At 48.0% G+C, this 17413-nt stretch carries 18 protein-coding genes; 10 read left to right on the forward strand and 8 right to left on the reverse strand.

Annotation, left to right across the window (positions count from 1 at the left end; genetic code table 11):
- Window positions 1–93 precede the first annotated feature (93 nt).
- Window positions 94–432 (forward strand): hypothetical protein, encoded by a 339-nt coding sequence (locus CX664_RS14360; RefSeq protein WP_101747399.1) that lies wholly within the window; start codon window positions 94–96, stop codon window positions 430–432.
- Here the strand turns inward: CX664_RS14360 and CX664_RS14365 are convergent, their stop codons facing one another.
- The 4 genes from CX664_RS14365 to CX664_RS14380 form a co-directional block, all read right to left on the reverse strand.
- Window positions 433–1104, reverse strand: coding sequence for a TetR/AcrR family transcriptional regulator (locus CX664_RS14365; RefSeq protein ID WP_101747400.1), 672 nt, complete (start codon window positions 1102–1104; stop codon window positions 433–435). It lies immediately after the preceding gene.
- A gap of 98 nt (window positions 1105–1202) precedes the next feature.
- Window positions 1203–2114, reverse strand: coding sequence for an APC family permease (locus tag CX664_RS14370; protein WP_101747401.1), 912 nt, complete (start codon window positions 2112–2114; stop codon window positions 1203–1205).
- An 83-nt stretch (window positions 2115–2197) separates the two neighbouring features.
- Window positions 2198–3289, reverse strand: a complete 1092-nt coding sequence (aguA, locus tag CX664_RS14375; RefSeq protein ID WP_101747402.1) for an agmatine deiminase — start codon at window positions 3287–3289, stop codon at window positions 2198–2200.
- Between the two features lie 58 nt (window positions 3290–3347).
- A complete protein-coding gene (locus tag CX664_RS14380; protein ID WP_101747403.1) occupies window positions 3348–4739 on the reverse strand; it encodes an APC family permease in 1392 nt (463 codons plus the stop codon).
- A 199-nt stretch (window positions 4740–4938) separates the two neighbouring features.
- On the opposite strand from CX664_RS14380, the gene CX664_RS14390 reads away from it, so the two are divergent.
- The 3 genes from CX664_RS14390 (at window position 4939) to arcC (ending at window position 7397) form a co-directional block, all read left to right on the forward strand.
- Window positions 4939–5193, forward strand: coding sequence for a hypothetical protein (locus CX664_RS14390; RefSeq protein WP_101747405.1), 255 nt, complete (start codon window positions 4939–4941; stop codon window positions 5191–5193).
- A 172-nt stretch (window positions 5194–5365) separates the two neighbouring features.
- Window positions 5366–6412 carry a putrescine carbamoyltransferase gene (gene ptcA / locus CX664_RS14395; RefSeq protein WP_101747406.1) on the forward strand — a complete coding sequence of 349 codons (1047 nt, stop codon included), beginning with the start codon at window positions 5366–5368 and terminating at the stop codon, window positions 6410–6412.
- Window positions 6413–6488: 76 nt separating this feature from the next.
- Complete coding sequence (arcC, locus tag CX664_RS14400) at window positions 6489–7397, forward strand: carbamate kinase (RefSeq protein ID WP_101747407.1); 909 nt, start codon at window positions 6489–6491, stop codon at window positions 7395–7397.
- Between the two features lie 241 nt (window positions 7398–7638).
- Here the strand turns inward: arcC and CX664_RS14405 are convergent, their stop codons facing one another.
- Window positions 7639–9363 carry an NEL-type E3 ubiquitin ligase domain-containing protein gene (locus CX664_RS14405; protein WP_101747408.1) on the reverse strand — a complete coding sequence of 575 codons (1725 nt, stop codon included), beginning with the start codon at window positions 9361–9363 and terminating at the stop codon, window positions 7639–7641.
- Between the two features lie 299 nt (window positions 9364–9662).
- On the opposite strand from CX664_RS14405, the gene CX664_RS14410 reads away from it, so the two are divergent.
- Together CX664_RS14410 and CX664_RS14415 are read left to right on the forward strand one after the other, a co-directional pair.
- Entirely contained in the window at window positions 9663–11600 is a 1938-nt protein-coding gene (locus CX664_RS14410) for an acyl-CoA synthetase (protein WP_101747409.1), read from the forward strand.
- Between the two features lie 215 nt (window positions 11601–11815).
- Window positions 11816–12016 carry a hypothetical protein gene (locus tag CX664_RS14415; protein WP_101747410.1) on the forward strand — a complete coding sequence of 67 codons (201 nt, stop codon included), beginning with the start codon at window positions 11816–11818 and terminating at the stop codon, window positions 12014–12016.
- A gap of 58 nt (window positions 12017–12074) precedes the next feature.
- Here CX664_RS14415 and CX664_RS14420 read toward each other — a convergent pair whose 3' ends face one another.
- Entirely contained in the window at window positions 12075–12434 is a 360-nt protein-coding gene (locus tag CX664_RS14420; protein WP_146000024.1) for a hypothetical protein, read from the reverse strand.
- Window positions 12435–12644: 210 nt separating this feature from the next.
- Between CX664_RS14420 and CX664_RS14425 the strand changes: the two genes are divergently transcribed.
- Window positions 12645–13535 carry a LysR family transcriptional regulator gene (locus tag CX664_RS14425; protein ID WP_146000025.1) on the forward strand — a complete coding sequence of 297 codons (891 nt, stop codon included), beginning with the start codon at window positions 12645–12647 and terminating at the stop codon, window positions 13533–13535.
- 76 nt (window positions 13536–13611) lie between these two features.
- Here CX664_RS14425 and CX664_RS14430 read toward each other — a convergent pair whose 3' ends face one another.
- Both CX664_RS14430 and CX664_RS14435 read right to left on the reverse strand, forming a co-directional pair.
- Window positions 13612–14841 carry an NADH:flavin oxidoreductase/NADH oxidase family protein gene (locus CX664_RS14430; RefSeq protein ID WP_101747413.1) on the reverse strand — a complete coding sequence of 410 codons (1230 nt, stop codon included), beginning with the start codon at window positions 14839–14841 and terminating at the stop codon, window positions 13612–13614.
- Between the two features lie 144 nt (window positions 14842–14985).
- Complete coding sequence (locus CX664_RS14435; RefSeq protein WP_101747414.1) at window positions 14986–15420, reverse strand: acyl-CoA thioesterase; 435 nt, start codon at window positions 15418–15420, stop codon at window positions 14986–14988.
- Window positions 15421–15609: 189 nt separating this feature from the next.
- Between CX664_RS14435 and CX664_RS14440 the strand changes: the two genes are divergently transcribed.
- From CX664_RS14440 to CX664_RS14450, 3 genes are all read left to right on the forward strand, one after another.
- The gene (locus tag CX664_RS14440) at window positions 15610–16248 is read left to right on the forward strand and encodes an FMN-binding negative transcriptional regulator (protein ID WP_101747415.1); all 639 of its coding nucleotides are present in this window, start codon (window positions 15610–15612) and stop codon (window positions 16246–16248) included.
- Between the two features lie 254 nt (window positions 16249–16502).
- On the forward strand, window positions 16503–16964 hold the full coding sequence (locus CX664_RS14445) for a hypothetical protein (protein WP_146000026.1): 462 nt from the start codon (window positions 16503–16505) through the stop codon (window positions 16962–16964).
- Between the two features lie 21 nt (window positions 16965–16985).
- Window positions 16986–17399 (forward strand): hypothetical protein, encoded by a 414-nt coding sequence (locus tag CX664_RS14450; RefSeq protein ID WP_146000027.1) that lies wholly within the window; start codon window positions 16986–16988, stop codon window positions 17397–17399.
- The last annotated feature ends 14 nt before the right edge of the window (window positions 17400–17413 follow it).

Below are 17413 nucleotides of genomic sequence, written 5' to 3' on the forward strand. Positions count from 1 at the left end.
AGTCACCCCGGCATAGCCGGGGGTTTACCTAATGATTAAGTTATTTTCCGTCAGTTACTCAGCCATGGTTTTTCGAGTGAGGAAAGCCAACTGATGAACCGCTTTGACCAGTGGGGGGCGGATACCGATTCGCAACTGAAATTCAGTCACTGGGCAGAGTCAGCGTTGATTCCGCGTATCGTCATGACCCTGCACTTTCTGAGAGATATTGTGCAGTATATCGACGGGCATAAGAGTAAACATGTCAGCAACAAACCTCGTTTATCGATGGATATCGAAAGAGGAGATTACTTCGATAAAGATACCGGGCAGCTGCTGTCACCCATCATTGCAGCGGATTTGAGGAATACATCTCCCCTGGTGGAAACACGAGAGATGCTCGCTGATTTTTTCCGTGGTAAAGCATCACAGGCTGGATCAGAAAAGCGCTAACTACCTGTGAAGTTTTCGCTGAAGCTTTTCCGGTAAATACAAAGCAAGATATGCCCGTGCAGCTCTCCAGCCTTCCATGGCCATTGTCGGGGTGATATTGCCAAATTCCTGATGAGACATGGCGTACACTTTGTCGGCTATTTGCAGGGCAATGGCAAAAATATTGTAGTCCCCGGGCAGCACCGGTAATTCAAAATAACGTTGATAGATACTCTCGATCTGCCTGCCCAGATCATCATCGTGCTGATGATCAGCAACCAGAATATCAACATGCAGATGTTGCCCGAGTATCAATGCACGGGCCATCTCGTTTTGCTGATAATACTGCTGCATACGTGTTTCCAGAATAAAGCCAATATCACTCCAGTGGTTAATTTCCTGGTCAGGCAGAGGCCTTGAAACACACTCATCAAAGGCGTCAAATACTTCCTCAGCCAGGGCCTGCAGCAACACTTCAATCTTTGGAAAAAAATGATATAGGGAAGAGGGTGGAATGTCTGCTTTATGGGCAATATCGTACAGTGAAAGACTGGGGGTTGATGCTGTGGTAATCATCTCCCGGGCAACACTCAGTATTTTCCGGCGTCGCTCCAGACTTCTGGCCTGCAAGCGCCTGCCCTTTGGTGTGCCAGCCTTATCACTGGCCACCTTCTCAACTGGCAAGACATCCACTTAACTTCTCCTCACGTATCTGACGTTTACTGCGCATCCATTCACCGACGCCTATCACTAGCAAAAGGCCGAGTATTGTAGATGAGGTGTGCAACAGATCATAGGCACCCAGCGGGAAAACAAAAAAGAACACAGCCATGGCCGTTAGTATCCATGGTGCAAAAGCTGCCGCCCTGACCGCCCAGCCATGACGGATCAATTGCAGCCCATGGTGCCACTATCCGTTCCAGTGTGGCCAACAGGCCATTGATCAAACCGATCTGTTCAACCGGCAGTGCGGCTAAAATGCCGAAAACAGCAAACAGGTAAAGAATGGTAATGAGCCCAACGGCCATCAGTTGAGCAAACGGTAAATCTTTTTCGGGATCTTTTATTTCATCCCCGATGCAGCTAATAAGGTCGAAGCCAACCAGAGAAAAGATAATGACCGGGAAAAACCGTAAGCCATCATCAAGGCTTGGCGTCAGGGTTTGCAGGTTAATCGGATTGGCTAACCCGGAGCGATAAAGCGTCATCACGCCACCAATGCCAAGCAGAAAAACCACCACTATCTTACAACAGGCTCCGGCATTGGGAATCCACTTCCCGGTGTCCAGTGACAGACAACAGATCAACACCGTCAGCCAGGTGGCAACCAGGGCAAACAGTATCTGGTTAGTCAGCGACATTGCTGGCCAGAACATCTGCGCGAAAACACCGGCCATCATGATAAACGTGGCTGGCATCCACAAGGCAACATTCACCCAGTACAGCCAGCTGGTGCGAGCAGACCAGCCCACGCCAAAAGCCAGTTTCACCCAGTGAACAATGCCGCCACGGGATGGCCAGCGGGTGCCCAGCTCAATGCTGATTAAGGCGTAGGGAATGACAAAAAAGAGGAAGGCAATCAACCACCAGGTCAGGGATTGAACCCCGATCGACGCTGCTGCTGCCAGACCGTCAATCGTCAGAACGGCACTGAGAGTGAACAGGGTAATATCTTTGCGAGTCAGTCGTCGGTGAATATTCATGGATCACCATGCTGGTTATGTTTTTATTGAATCATCTTTTTATTGAACATAGTGGGCCAGATCCGTCTGGCCCGATGACTGGCTTACACCGCAGGCACCTGCTGGGTAATACAGTGAATGTTACCGCCGCCAAGCAGTATCTCTCTGGCATCGACACCCACCACTTCATAGCCTGGGTAGAGATCTTCCAGTAATGCTTTTGCCTCTTCGTCGTATGCGGGATCCAGCAGTGGCAGAATGATCCGCCTATTGGTAATCAGGAAGTTAGCGTAGGAACCGGCCAGACGCTCACCGGCGCTGCGCTCCATGCCTTCACAGATATCAATACCACCCGCCTCATCTTCCTGAATGTACAGTGGGCCGGGAATATGCATCTTATGAATCTTCAGTTGACGACCACGGGCGTCTGTTGCTTCAGACAGCACCCGGAAAGCTTCCTGAGAGATCTCATACTGGGGATCGTTCTCATCGCTGCACCAGGAAAGAATCACTTCACCCGGACGCACCACATGAATCAGGTTATCCACATGTCCGTTGGTTTCGTCGTTATAAAGACCCCGTGGAATCCAGATCACTTTCTCGATGTTCAGGTAGTCACCCAGAATCTCTTCAATCTCAGCCTTGCTCAGATGAGGATTACGGCTTTCATGGAGCAGACACTCTTCGGTGGTAAACAGGGTGCCTTCACCATCGACATGAATGGAGCCACCTTCAAGAATTAATGGTGCACGGTAATGGTCATCACGGTTGATCTCGCAGATTTTTCGGGCCACCTGGTCATCCCTATCCCATGGGAAATAGAGCCCGTCAACCAGGCCACCCCAGGCGTTGAATTCCCAGTCCACACCACGCCGTTCACCTTGATCATTCACCACATAACTTGGGCCAATATCACGCATCCATGAATCGTTGGTGGCCATTTCCACCACGCGAATATGCTCTGGCAGCATTCTGCGAGCGTTGTCATACTGTGCGGCAGACACGGCCATGGTCACAGGTGTCACTTCGGCAATGGCTTTGGCAACATTGACGAACACCTGCTGCGCTGGCTTACCGGCGTAACGCCAGTTATCCGTCCGCTCTGGCCATGCCATCCACATTTCTGCATGGGGCTCGTGCTCGCCAGGCATGCGAAAACCGTCGTGTTTTGGAGTACTTTCCCAAGACTTGCTCATTTGTATTTTCCTTACTGCTTTATTGTTACAACAATTGAGTCATTAAACATTGGATTGCTCAGGCGGTGGCCACTTGCATGCGTTTGGCTGCTGTGCCCAGTATCCATTCACCAATACCAATCGTGATGGCGATACCCAGGGCGACAGGCAGGGAGTAATTCCAGTCAACATTGCCATTGCCGATGTCCGGGAAGACAAAAAGAACAACGGCCTGAACAATAAACAGGAAGCAGATGGTGCTGAGTACGGCCTGAACGGCTATGCTTCCGGGCACTTTGTAAGGGCGTTCTCTGTGAGGGTCGCTGACACGCAGTTTGAAGAACGCCGGGAACATAAACAGATAAGGCAGCAGGAAGATGCAGGACGAGAAGGCAAAGATTGACCAGAACAGCTCGTCACTTTCACCGGAAGTCAGGCCATAGAGCAGAATGACCACGGTAGATACCATGCCGGTAATCATGTTCGCACCCACCGGAGTTTTGTGTACCGGATGCTCTTTAGCAACAAATTCCGGCAGTTCACCCGCTTGCGCAGCTTCCATGGCGGCACGGCTGGCACCCATCGTCCAGGTGGTCATATTGGCAATGAACGTTAACAGCGCCAGAGAACCAATGCCGTATACCATGAATTGGCCAAAAGCACCGTCACCAAATAGCGTTCTCAAAGTGGAGACAATACCAGCAACCAGACCAATCTCTTCTACTGGCAATGCCAGCAAAATACCGAGGGTTCCGAAGACATAAAGTCCGGTGACAATGGCGGCGGAAATCAGAATGGATTTGGGAATATCCCGGCGTGGGTTTTTGATTTCCGAGCCCATGCAGGCAATCAGCTCAAAGCCCATCAGGTTGAAGATAATGACCGGCAGGAAACCAAGGCCTGAATCAAAAGAGGGCATCATTGAGCTCAGGGTAAATTCATTGGCAACACCGTTCTGGCTGGCATACCAGAAGCCCCCGACACCCAGAACCACAATAACAATGACCTTGAACAGTGCCCCAAGATTGGTTACCCAGACACCGGCATCCACAGAGATATTACAGATCCAGATAGTCAGCCAGGTCAGGCCAATACAGATCAGGATTTGCCACCAGAGCCCAAGGTCCGGAAAGAACATCTCGGCAAACATACCAGCAAACATGATGTATACCGCAGGCATCCAGAGCCCAACGTTAATCCAGTAGAACCAGGTGGTTCTTACCGCCCACTTGAAGCCAAAGGCTTTTTTTACCCAGTCGTATATTCCGCCATCTCCGGGATAGGTTGTGCCAAGCTCTGATGAGATAAGGCCGTAGGGAATTACAAAAAGAACCAGCGTAATAAGCCACCAGACGATCGATGATGGACCGATTGACGCACTGGCCGTCAGCCCGTCAACCACCAGTACAGCGCAGACACTGAACAGGGTCAGGCTGGGCAATCCCATTTTCCCCGTTGCTTCATTGGACATTATTCATTCCCCTCTAAGGCAGTTGTTGGCCGCTTATTATTCAATCCGGCAGTCAGTTACCGGGATCAGCCAGCTTTCTGAATGCAGGATCAGTCAAACATCGATTTATTTTCAGCTTGATAAACATGATAAATATCGGCTTATTTTCGATATTGATCTAAATCATTTAATTGTTCTTATTTGCTATGGAATTTAAAAAATGCTTCCGATTGCCCGCCATTCGCTGCCAGAAGAAGACTGGCTGCTTGTGCTTTTGTGGGCAGTTGGCAGTTGGCAGTTGGCAGTTGGCAGTTGGCAGTTGCGACTTTATCCAGCCTCGGTCAGATGTGGAAATTATTTTCAGGTGATGTTTTCGGTCGATTTAGTCTTGGTGGGGCTGCTATTTATGCAAAAAATCTCATTAGAGTTAAAAATAAAATCAATATTTATCAATATTGATCTGAATCAATGCTGATAAATATCGGGATTTTATAGTGTGTTCAACGACGAGAGCACAGACGACAACAGTGCTCCTAAGCTTCAGTTTCCAAGACCTGCTGATGGAGACACCATCAGTTTTAAGAAAAGACGGATGCACTGCTCTGGGTAAACAGGGCGTGCATTGCATAAAGACCAGGAGTATTACCATGAAACTGCCATCTTCCAGTGCTACCAACCTGCACAAGCCAGAACTGAAGCACTTCCTGAAAACTCAGGATTACACCCGTCAAGACCTGGAAGGCATTCTGGAATTGATGAGCCTGCTTAAAGAAGCCCGTAAGGCCAATGCCGTTCCGCAACTGTTCAAAGGCAAGTCGGTTGCCATGATTTTTGAGCAGCCATCCACCCGTACCCGTGTTTCCTTTGAAACCGCCGCCACCATCCTTGGCGGACATGGCTTGTTCCTGTCACCAAAAGATATCCACCTGGGAGCGAAAGAAAGTCTGGCAGACACCAGTCGTGTACTTTCCCGTATGTGTGATGTCATCCTGGCCCGTGTGGATGACCATAAAACGGTTGCAGGCCTGGCTGAACACGCCACTGTTCCGGTTATCAATGGTCTCTGTGACTGGCTGCACCCAACCCAGATGATGGCCGACCTGTTCACCATGATGGAACACCTGCCTGAAGGCAAGAAAATGGACGATCTGACCGTTGCCTTCGTTGGTGATGCCACTAACGTCTGCTCTGACCTGATGTTCTGCTGCACCAAATTTGGCATGCACTTCAAACACATTGGCCCTGAGAAGTATCAGGCTCCTCAGCTGTGGCAGGATATCGCCAAAGAAAACTGCGAAATCTACGGTGGTCGCCTCACCGTGACTGACGACACCAACGAAGTAGAAGGCTGTGACATTATTGTTGCTGACAGCTTCTACTGGTTCGGTCAGGAAGCTGAAAAAGAAGAGCGTCTGGCTACCTTCATTCCCAACTATGTAGTGACTGAAGAGATGATGGCCAAGGCCGGTGAAAATGCCATGTTCATGCACTGCCTGCCTGCCAATGACCAGCGCGAGTGCACCAGGGAAGTCATGGATGGACCACGCTCCGTGATCTTTGACGAAGCGGAAAACCGCCTGACCGCTCAAATGGCCCTGCTGGTTTACCTGACTCATAAACATATTGAAGTGCCAACTGAAGAAACACTGGCTTTCCATCAGGATCGTATCGAAACCTTCCTCAGCCGATTCTAATCAACCATTTTGGTGGCCCGGCTCCGGGCTGCCATTTTTTCTCATTCAACCTCAATAAATCATAACGAGGGCTTTTATGGATAAGCCTATTCTGGTTGTCGCTATCGGTGGTAATGCACTGCTGCAGCGTGGCGAGTTAATGAGCTGTGAAAATCAGCGGAAAAGTGTTGCCGCCACTGCCCAGTCACTGGCCAAACTGAGCGAAAATTATCGTCTGGTTATTGTGCACGGTAATGGCCCACAGGTTGGCCTGCTGGCTTTGCAGAACCTCTCTTATCGTGACTGCCCGCCATACCCGATGGATGTTCTGGGTGCTGAAACCCAGGGTATGATTGGCTATTTGCTGGAGCAGGGCATCCGCAAAGAACTGCCCCAAGCGGAAGTGACCACGCTGGTGACCCAGGTTTTGGTGGATGCCAATGATCCGTCTATTGCCGATCCATCGAAGTTTATCGGTCCTGTGTATGACAGGGAAACCGCTGAAAAGCTGGCGACAGAGCATGGCTGGACCATCAAACCCGATGGTGCTTACTGGCGTCGTGTCGTTCCTTCACCGGCTCCGGTCAAAGTCATGGAAACGGATGCCATCAAGTGCCTTCTGAATCGCAACCATATTGTTATCTGTGGTGGCGGCGGTGGTGCCCCAGTGGTAAAAAATGGCCCGGACATTGAAGGTTTTGAGGCCGTTATCGACAAGGATGCCACAGCGTCGATGCTGGCTCAGGAAATCGGGGCTGCCGAGCTGCTTATTCTGACCGATGGCGCTCATGTGTGTGTCGACTGGGGCAAGCCAAGTGAACGACCATTGACTGATGTTACTGTCACCGAAATGCGAGGCTATGCCTTCGCTGCCGGATCCATGGGACCCAAAGTGGATGCCTGCTGTGCCTTTGCCGAGAAGACCGGAGGTATTGGTAATATCGGTGATTTATACCATGCACTGGATGTGATGAACCGGACGACAGGCACCCGTATTCACCGTTAACTGCACAAAGCCCCAAAACTCAATTCGAAAAGGAACTGGATAGTTATACGTTTAAGTCTGATCTATCTTGGTTTTTATAATTATTAATACACACTATTCGTTGTGTACTTGACGATCGCAAGAGAAACGGAAGGCTGGCCGGTTACCATCACCGCCGAATGCGACAAACCATAAAAAACACAGCAGGCCCGATTCTTTCGGGTCTGCTGTGGCAGGTCATCAGGTCACAATCAGGCACTGTTCAGTCTTCATTTTTTGCAGGGGTGTGAACTTCCTCTATGAGCCTTTCAATTTCCGACCAGTCCAGAGGGGTTCGGTTGAACGGGTTCTCACCATTGATCAGATAACTCCTGACAAGGCTGTCGTAATCAACATGGGCATTACCCAGCCCAACCATTTTATCGGTTTTTCCACCAAATAAAGGGCAGTCATCAATACTGTCTACATATCTTGGATTCAGTTGATCAAAGGGCGGCACTGCCAGCGGGCGCTGAAATTTCTGCCAGGGTTCCCAATGGGCGAGAAAGGCCTCAAGCGCTGCGTCCGTACAGGTTTCTTCAATGTTGGCGCGAGCTCTTGCAATGTCCTCATCGTTAACACAAGCACAATCACGGAATAACATATTTTGCGTTGATCCGGGAATGCTGAAGAACTTGCTTAACTCAATCCGGAACGCCAGCTCAACCTCAATCTCATCCACCCAGGTTTGTGTTTGCATATGTGATCTGGCGATTGCCTTGACCTTTTCCAGAATCATCATTTGCCGAGCCAACGCCTTCAATTCAGCGGGGTCATGCTTTTCAACCGCCAGGGTTTCCGCAGAAGTCCGTAACTGCAATGTTTCCAGGTCATCCAAGGCCAGGATTATCCGGTCATCACAGGAAGTGACCGCATCTGCAATACGATACAGGGCGTCATCCCGAAACCGCTGATTACCAGCCAGTAATGACATGACCGCCATCACCCGTTGGGCCAGAACAGGACGAGTAGCCATGTTCTGGTAATCTGCGGTGGCTGTCAGTCGCTGCAGAAACTCAATAAGGTGATCGGTCTGGGCAGGTCGGAGGACAAGCTCCGGTGTTGCAGCATCGGTTGCAGACAACTCTCCCCAAAAAGCCAGACCTTGTTCCATACTTGAAAACTTCTGCTCAGGCTCCCTTGCCCTTCTGCTAATAGTAAAATGCATACCTTCGTGGCGCGCTCTGCGCAGACGGTCAATGATCTCATCTGACAACCCGGTACCCGCCATTAGGACATGACGGATCATACCCGATGAAGCTGGTCCCATCGCGGTAATGTAGTTAGGCAGGGCTGACAGGCTGGTGCAACGGCTAAGTGTAATGTGCCCCCCCATGTTGAGGCTCTGCTCGGGCAGTCGCCTCAGGCCTTCGCAATATGCAAGATCAATGTTTTCCCCCACTTGGAGGTCATCGGGTAGCCTCCTCAGGCCACGGCAACTGTTGAGATAAAGGTGTCGCCCCACGTAGAGGTGTTCTGACAGCTCCAACAGCGCCTCACAACGGGAAAGAGAAAGGTCGCGTCCAACGGAGAGTTTCTCGGGCAGGGTCTCCAGCTCGATGAGACCGTCAAGAATAAGACTCCCATCCACGGTGAGATTTCCGGACAGGTCCCTCAGACCTTCACATAATGAAAGGTTTAAGTCGCCCGTCACAGTGAGGTGCCTGGGCAGGGCCACCGGGCAAAAGTCAAGGCTAAAGTCACCCTCGAGCCGGTAATGAACATCATTAGAAAAATTCTGTTGTTGAATCAGCAGCCTCAATTCAGTTGGGGTAACCGTTATTACCTCAATTGCAACACGCTCTTCCAATGATGCAGTTTCTGAAAAGTAAGAAGCCGTTCCACACTGCGGGATGTAGCCTTGACTCTCTGCATTGCCATGATCAACATGTGATGATCTGGCTGCTGCAGGAGTAGTGCCTGAGGCGGCTGCATTTGTAAACATCATTGATCCGACAACTATGATTTATTAAAAATCAATCATAGTCGAAAATTGTGCGGGTGAGTTTTTATTGCCTCCTCTGTATGCCATGCAGCAGTTGGGATCCAGGATTTATCGGGCATTGCTGATCACCGGGAGATACAAGAAATCCATAAAACACAACAGCAGGCACCTATTCGATTTCTTGCCAATGGCACCGAAACCTTTTCAGTTAAGCTAACCCGCCCATTCCATTAGCATATTTCTTTAACGCAAATCAGCACTATGCACGAAAAATCGCAGTAACAATCCTGAGGCGATAGATAATGGAACCAATAAAAATAACATCATTACAAGATTTAGAGCAGCTGGAAAAAGATTATCCCTATGAAAGCCTGAGTCAGTTTGAAAGCACTTACGAAGCTATTATGACCAGCGCCCATTTGCGCCCCGGCAAAACCGCCTTATCCTTTTTTTTGAAGGGCAGTGAGTACGCTTCAGCCCATACCATCACCTATGGATCATTGATTGCTCATATCAATCAGACCGCCAACTTTTTCCACTCCATTGGCTTGGGCCCGGATGATGTTGTGGCATTTATCATGCCCAATCTGCCGGAAACCCATTACATCATCTGGGGTGGTGAGGCTTGCTGTCAGGTATTGGCCATCAACCCATTATTAGAGTCAGAACAAATTAAAGATCTGATCAATTCTGTCAATACGAAAGCTGTGGTTACCATGAATCCAATGAAAAATATTGATTTATGGCCCAAGCTGGAACCCATTATTCCGCAGTTGACCAGTGTCGAACATGTGATCGGTGTAGATATCGCACACTATGTACAGGGATTGACGGGGCCGATCGCCAGAATGATTCAACGAAGGATGCGTAAATCCATTACCATGCCTGCCGGTAAAACCTATTACAACTTTACGCAAAGCATCAAAAAACAACATGCCGATCAATTAATGTTTGATCGACAGTTCACCAAAGACACCATTTCATCCCTGTTTTGTACCGGCGGAACAACCGGTTTGCCAAAGATTGCACGTCGCACACACGCTAATGAACTGTTTAATGCCCGCTCATTGCAAATGATGAGTCAAAGCACTCTGACATCGGATAAATCCATACTGGGGGGCTTGCCCCTGTTCCATGTCAATGGTGCCCTGGTCACTGGACTGGTACCGCTGATGATCGGGGCATCTATCGTTATCTGCACGCCACAGGGCTACCGTGGCGAAGATGTTTTTCCGAATTTCTGGGATATCATTGCGCACTTTAAAGTATCGGCATTCAGTGGTGTGCCCACGGTATACTCGACCCTGATGAACTACCCAACGAAGGGTAAAGACTTATCGTCATTAGACGCAGCCATCTGTGGCGCTGCACCATTACCCGTAGAAGTGGCCCGTTCATTTCAGGAGGCTACCGGTGTTGAAATTCTGGAAGGCTATGGATTAACAGAAGCCACATGCGCATCCAGTTTGAATTTATTGCACGGCAAGAAAAAGATCGGCTCTATTGGTATACGCATCCCCTATCAACAAATGGTTTGTGCTGAACTGAAAGACAATAAAGTAGTACGTATTTGCGATACCGATGAAATTGGCGCACTGATCATGAGAGGGCCTAATTTATCGTTAGGTTATCAATTGGAACATCAGAATGAGGGCCTGTGGGTCACTGACGACAATGGTGACACATGGCTCAATTCCGGTGACCTGGCACGACAGGATTCCGACGGTTACTTCTGGCTGACCGGTCGTAAAAAAGAGCTGATTGTTCGGGGTGGCCATAATATTGAACCAAAACTGATTGAAGAAACCATGTGCAAGCACCCCGACGTCACCTTGGCAGCAGCTGTTGGTCGGCCAGATGCCCATGCGGGTGAAGTGCCGGTTTGCTATGTGCAAATCGCAGATAACAGCCAGGTTTCAGATAAAGAGCTATTAGACTTTGCCAATAGAGAAATCCAGGAAAAAGCCGCTATTCCAAAGGCCGTTCACAGGGTCAAAGAGCTGCCGCTAACCGCCATTGGCAAGGTATTTAAGCCTAAACTTGAAATGCAGGAAATTGAAAAATGCGTCATCGCCCTGGCCATGAAAGAGCTACCAACCGTGCCTGTCACAGTGGATGTCAAACAAGACCCTAAATATGGCATCCTGGCCAATGTGAATCTTGGGGAATGTGATGCAACGTCCCGGGCAGAGTTCGAAAAGACACTGGGTGTCTATACGTTTAAGTCTGCCCTTTCGTAATGCTGTTGCATTAGCCATCTATTCAGGTGGCTACTGTTGTGTGTTTGAACAACAAAGGCACAAAGAGCACAGAAAAAAAGCTCTTCTTCCTGCTATGCCGCGCCTCGTCATAGGAGCGCCCTGATACGCTGAGCACGCAACGAAACGTCAACAGGCCCTAATTATTTTTAGGTTTATCGCCTCTGGTATCGGCATTGGCGGCAGGTAACCGCGCCATGATCAAAATGTCGAAATTTACACCCGGAACAGCGGATTTAGTGCAGGCGTTGATTGGCAGGTATTTCTCAGAAGACGATGCCACTGTAGTCGCCGGTGAACTGGATGTAAGCACGGAGTTTACTCAATTACCCGGGGGTGAATCCGTCACTGAGCATTACTGCTGTATCGGAATGGACCATGAGTCATATTCCCCATAAGAGTACTTAGCGTTTTCGTTATGGCATATATATTAACTATCAAGGGTGGCAAGCGGCCTTATGCCACTTGCCGTTCCTCTGCATCAAGACTGGCACAGTACTGCTCGTAAATAAAACCACCGGGGCTCAGTGAACATTTCAAAGCAGCCGTCACAGCAGTTATGCTCGCAGTTGCCAATATAATTGAAGACATAAAACCGACTCTCTTATCCAAATTACAGGGTAAATCGGTATAAGCCATAAGGCCACCTGAAACCAGACCCATTAGCGCTCCACTACAAAGTCCGACATATCTGCCAAAAGCGATTGCTTTCGCCCTTATATGGGGAGAAACGTCAGCTGATGGAGGGTTGACCACTGCTCTATGGCCTCCCTGGTAAACCTGTTCTACAACCTGAGCTTGCATAATAATAAACATCTGATAAGCGCAATTTGACAATGTAAGGCACCGATCGACCCACATTTTCTGAACAGTTGGACATCAGCTGTTGATAAAAGTTCAGTCATATAACCCGCCTAATGATTTCATTTGGTTAACTACTTAAACATCTGACCGCTGTATATTTCACAGGAACACATATAATATGCCTGAAACACAAGCAATACGTATGTTCAGGGCGCTAATGACGTGATCGACATATCTGATATTCACATGATCAAAGTGGTTACTGAAGTAGGCAGTATCAACAAAGCCGCCGAGATATTAAGTGTTTCACAGCCGACCCTGAGCAAAAAAATCAGCCGCCTTGAAAAGAAAGTAGGTGTCGAACTGTTTAATCGGGATAGCGTGGGCATGGTGCCCACAGAAGCCGCCAAATTCCTGATTAAAGAAGGCAATGGTCTCAGAGCTCAGCTGCAAGTGATTGAACGTCAGCTGGAGCTTATGTCGGATATGGTGGGCGGTACGGTAAGAGTGGGGGTTGGCCCCATTATCGAACAGCAGCTGTTAGCCAAAGTATTGCTTGATTTTGCTGAGAGAGATTATCAGTTTAAAATTTCTGTCGTCACGATGTCGGCTGATGTACTGCTGGATCAGCTGAAAAAAAGCAAGATTGATCTGGCGGTTGGCCCCTTTGTTCATTCTGATGTTCCGGATGATATTGTCGCCCCACTGAAAACCTCAGAAAAACTGGTGGTGGCCGTGCGACAAGGTCATGACGCAGTTGGCAGGCAGGTCGAAGATTTACAGGAAATATCGAACTACAAAATCATTACGCCTAACATACCCGCCAGCCTGGGCGGACAGGTTATGGTGTATCTGGAAAATGCCGAATTAGAGCCGGACATCATTTGCGAAAGTTACACCATGGCAAAATACATCGTCATGAATTCCGATTATGTGACGGCTGGACCAGAGTCTTTATTCCTGAATGAATTTGCATCCGGAGAGCTGGTGAAACTGGAATTTCCCTATGACATCTATTGGCAGAGTCAATGCCTGGTAAAACCGGAAACCTTATTAATGCCTATTGTAAAAGAGGTCGTGGATCTGTTTGCCCAGTATATGGATGCGCAGTAATCAGCAAAAAGAGAAGCCCCGGGTATGATTAAAAAGGGCTTCCCGGCCTGAGTAACAGGCTAAAGACAGTCGTCGACTATGCTCGAACACGTTTTACCTGTTGGCCCCGTTGCCAAAAGTTGTACAGCACTTTAAACGCTGAAAACGCACCACGAACCCTGGTCTTAGGGGGCAAACCTTCACTCATCCGGCGAATTTGATCGGTGTACCAGCTGATTTCCATGATAGCCATATCATCGATCTTTTTAATACCGGTGGAAATGGGTTCTACACTGGAGCGATAATTCGTGCCAGTCAGTAGATGGTTGGCCAGATTGGGATCAACGACAAAGGGTCGCGCCAGACCAACCACATCCACTGAGCCGGAATTAATCGCCTCTTCCATCGCTTGCTGACTTCTGAACCCACCGGTGACCATAATGGGTGCCGATACATTTGTCTTAAGCTGTTCAGAAAATTCCAGAAAATACGCCTCACGCTTCTTTGTACTTTCTTTTTGCTCCCCCCGTCGGTTGACCGGGTTTTCCCAGCTGCCACCAGAAACCTCAATCAGGTCGATGCCCATTTTATCCAGATGCTGACATACCTCGATGGACTCTTCCTGGCTGAAACCGCCTTTCTGGAAGTCCGAAGAGTTTAATTTAATGCCGATACCAAAGCCCTCACCCACCTTCTCCCGGATGGATGCGTAAATTTCTTTGACAAATCTCATGCGATTTTCAAGGGAACCGCCCCATTGATCATTGCGCTTATTATGGTTTGGTGACAGGAATTGGCTGATCAGATAACCGTGGGCACCATGAAGTTGAACGCCATCAAACCCTGCTTCTTTTAAGATTAAAGCTGTCGTAGTGAATCGACGAATAATGTCGTTAATCTCACTCTCGGTGAGTTCCCGAGGAGGGATAAACATATCGCTCGCTAAAGGAATGGCAGAGGGTGCCAGGGGTTGGTCATTGAGAAATTTAGGCGATTGCTTGCCCGGATGGTTGAGCTGAGCCCAAATTTGACCACCTTTGGATTTAGCGCCTGCAACCCATAATTCCAACAGTTGAAAATCATCATAGTTTTCACCAGCCACGGCCAGCGGTTCATTGGCATGGCGTTTATCAACCATTATATTACCGGTGATCAGCAGCCCGGAGCCACCTTCTGCCCAGGTTCTATATAACACTTCAAATTGCCTGACAACACCGCCTTTGCCTGTGGCGATGGCTTCATTCATGGCTGATTTGCAAATACGGTTTTTGAGTACTGAACCAGAACGTAACTTAAGTTCTTCTGATAAAGGCGATATGGTTGTCATATACGTTCTTCTGACCTCATGGATTAATTACCCTGCTTATTATTTCGTAAGGCTTCATCCCGTGGTAATGAACTTATTTTGCCTGTGTACCAAATAAAAGGCATTGGATAACCAATTAAAAACAGCGATTATTGATGGACTTGATTAAAGACCTTCGACGTTGACTTCGTAATCCTTTATGGCTTTTCTGATGGTGTCGGGTATTCTGGCGGATACGCCTTTTTTATAGTTGCACCAGACACTCGGCACACTCGCGGTAAAGACCGGTTGTTCTTCACCCTTTCGATAAATAGCAGCCTCAAGAATAGCGCTACTGTTTCCGACTTTACTGAATCGTGTACCTGTTTCCAGTTGTGTGGGGTAGTGAAGCTGCTTATTAAATTCGCAGTTTAATCCTCTCATCACCCATCCCTGCTCCGAATCAGGCTTCAGTTCAATCTTCAGTATGTTAAAAAAGTAGTCCAGGCGTGCGGATTCAATGAGTCGCATATAAGCGGCATTATTCAAGTGCCCCAGCGGATCACAATCTCCCCAGCGGACAGTATCTTGATAGAAGTGATTGAATAACGTTCGTTGCATGGGACGGACTCTCTGGTTGGATTTGCCCCAACAGGCTGAATAATTTAGAGTAATTTGGCCTATTGTAATGGCCCTGAAATATACCTAATGATCTGAATTCCGGATAATGAACTTATTTTGTCTGTGTTCCAAAAAAAAGGCATAGTGAGAATGAGACACCTATAGTTCAGTTAGCTGCCTAGAGTAAATATGCACATTCCATCAAAATTTAAAGAAGTAAACTTGGGTAAACTGCACAGTTTTATTCAAGAATATCCACTTGGTACACTGATATTTTCAGCTGAAAATACTTTGGATGCAGACCATATTCCGTTTTATCTTCAGAGACAAGAAAATGAACAGGTAATACTTCAAAGTCACATTGCCAAAGCGAACCCGTTATGGAAAAAGGTCGTCGACGGTCAGGAGGCTCTACTCATATTTCATGGGCCAAACGCATATATCAGCCCGAATCTTTATCCATCGAAAAAAGAAACAGGTAAAGCCGTTCCAACGTGGAATTATTCTGTCGTCCACGTTAGAGGACGAGTATTTTTCAAGCATGAAAGCAACTGGATTTTGCAACTTCTCAACAAGATTTCTGACTTTCATGAACTAAACCAAAACCTTCCCTGGTCAGTTTCAGATGCACCAGCAGAGTTCACTAAGAAACTGGTCAATGCTGTTGTGGGCTTGGAAGTCGTTATTGATGATATAGTCGGCAACTTCAAGTTGAGTCAAAACAAAACAGCATCAGATTATTCAGGTGTTGTAAATGGCTTGGCAAGTTCAAAGAACAGTTCAGACATTTCTGTGGCCAGGCAAATGCAACAGTCAACATGTAGCTAACGAGCCAGTCAAGCAGATGGCACCAAGCGTGCCGTCTGCTTAGCTTGGCAATGCTCGATAAAATACCAATGGACCAGATCATTTCACCCATGAGTGATTACTACATTTTCGTTGCAGGAGGACAAACTCCTTGCCCCATCACAACAATCATTTCCTATGCACCAGATTCTCAGGGGGTCAAAAAACAATTCACTGTCTATCAAAGTATTTACTTTCTAAGATGGTTTCATAAGAAAAGCACGAAAGGTGAAGATATGAAGTCCATCCGCGTGATGTGTACTATCCAGGAGGGCTCTCTTGGGTATACCAAAATCAAGCAATTGGAATCCTCCATAAAAGATATATACCAAAAGTACTTTGGTCCTGACTATAAACTGGTGTTTATGTGGTTAACCTTGCCCCATGGTCAGGCCTATCTGGCTGGCAAGTTGTCTGCCGCATCCAGTGTACAACTGCCTGTGCAAGATGGCCTGCCAGCGTCCAGGAGGCACCCTTTTATGTCGGAAGTGTGTGCTAAATGGCAGGAGATTACCGGTTGCACACAGGATCAGATTATTTTGGCATCCAGTGATTTTACCGAGTCGGAAAAGTTTCAGCGGGGTTTGGTCAATCGATTCAAACCGTCCAAACGTAAATCGACCATGTTGAAAATGCTGATGCGCTTTATGATGGGGCGTTTTAAGAAAGGCTATTACAACACCAGTGTTACGTTATAAAAATAAATCAAGGATAGCACTATGCCACTGTACACTGTTACCACACCAAAAAGCTTACCGAACTCCAGGCGTGTTGAATTAGCTAACTTGATCATGAATGTTCATTGCGGCCTCACAGGTGCTCCGGAAACATTTGTGAACGTGATGTTTTGGGAAAATGCCACGTTAAACGACGGCGTCGCCATGCATGTTTATGGTGGTATACGCAAAGGTCGAACCGCTGAGATGCGAGAAACATTACAAAAGGAAATGTCCAGACGCATCTGCCAATTGATGATACTCACAGATAAAGAGCTGGAAACAGACATGTTTGAGATGCCTGCCCAATGGATCATGGAAGGTGGAGAGATCTTACCCGAACCCGGGGAAGAGCACTTGTGTGAGTGGCTGCTAAACGGGCACGGGACTGAACATAATCAGAAAGCTTTCATTTGATCATAGCTCTTGAA

The sequence above is a fragment of the Endozoicomonas acroporae genome, from assembly GCF_002864045.1.
GTDB lineage: Bacteria > Pseudomonadota > Gammaproteobacteria > Pseudomonadales > Endozoicomonadaceae > Endozoicomonas > Endozoicomonas acroporae.

Excerpts from the sequence above, each read along its gene's own strand:
- CX664_RS14360 (WP_101747399.1), top strand. The coding sequence starts at position 94 with ATGAACCGCTTTGACCAGTGGGGGGCGGATACCGATTCGCAACTGAAA.
- CX664_RS14370 (WP_101747401.1), bottom strand. The coding sequence starts at position 2,114 with ATGAATATTCACCGACGACTGACTCGCAAAGATATTACCCTGTTCACT.
- aguA (WP_101747402.1), bottom strand. The coding sequence starts at position 3,289 with ATGAGCAAGTCTTGGGAAAGTACTCCAAAACACGACGGTTTTCGCATG.
- CX664_RS14380 (WP_101747403.1), bottom strand. The coding sequence starts at position 4,739 with ATGTCCAATGAAGCAACGGGGAAAATGGGATTGCCCAGCCTGACCCTG.
- CX664_RS14390 (WP_101747405.1), top strand. The coding sequence starts at position 4,939 with ATGCTTCCGATTGCCCGCCATTCGCTGCCAGAAGAAGACTGGCTGCTT.
- ptcA (WP_101747406.1), top strand. The coding sequence starts at position 5,366 with ATGAAACTGCCATCTTCCAGTGCTACCAACCTGCACAAGCCAGAACTG.
- arcC (WP_101747407.1), top strand. The coding sequence starts at position 6,489 with ATGGATAAGCCTATTCTGGTTGTCGCTATCGGTGGTAATGCACTGCTG.
- CX664_RS14405 (WP_101747408.1), bottom strand. The coding sequence starts at position 9,363 with ATGATGTTTACAAATGCAGCCGCCTCAGGCACTACTCCTGCAGCAGCC.
- CX664_RS14410 (WP_101747409.1), top strand. The coding sequence starts at position 9,663 with ATGGAACCAATAAAAATAACATCATTACAAGATTTAGAGCAGCTGGAA.
- CX664_RS14415 (WP_101747410.1), top strand. The coding sequence starts at position 11,816 with ATGATCAAAATGTCGAAATTTACACCCGGAACAGCGGATTTAGTGCAG.
- CX664_RS14420 (WP_146000024.1), bottom strand. The coding sequence starts at position 12,434 with ATGTTTATTATTATGCAAGCTCAGGTTGTAGAACAGGTTTACCAGGGA.
- CX664_RS14430 (WP_101747413.1), bottom strand. The coding sequence starts at position 14,841 with ATGACAACCATATCGCCTTTATCAGAAGAACTTAAGTTACGTTCTGGT.
- CX664_RS14435 (WP_101747414.1), bottom strand. The coding sequence starts at position 15,420 with ATGCAACGAACGTTATTCAATCACTTCTATCAAGATACTGTCCGCTGG.
- CX664_RS14440 (WP_101747415.1), top strand. The coding sequence starts at position 15,610 with ATGCACATTCCATCAAAATTTAAAGAAGTAAACTTGGGTAAACTGCAC.
- CX664_RS14445 (WP_146000026.1), top strand. The coding sequence starts at position 16,503 with ATGAAGTCCATCCGCGTGATGTGTACTATCCAGGAGGGCTCTCTTGGG.
- CX664_RS14450 (WP_146000027.1), top strand. The coding sequence starts at position 16,986 with ATGCCACTGTACACTGTTACCACACCAAAAAGCTTACCGAACTCCAGG.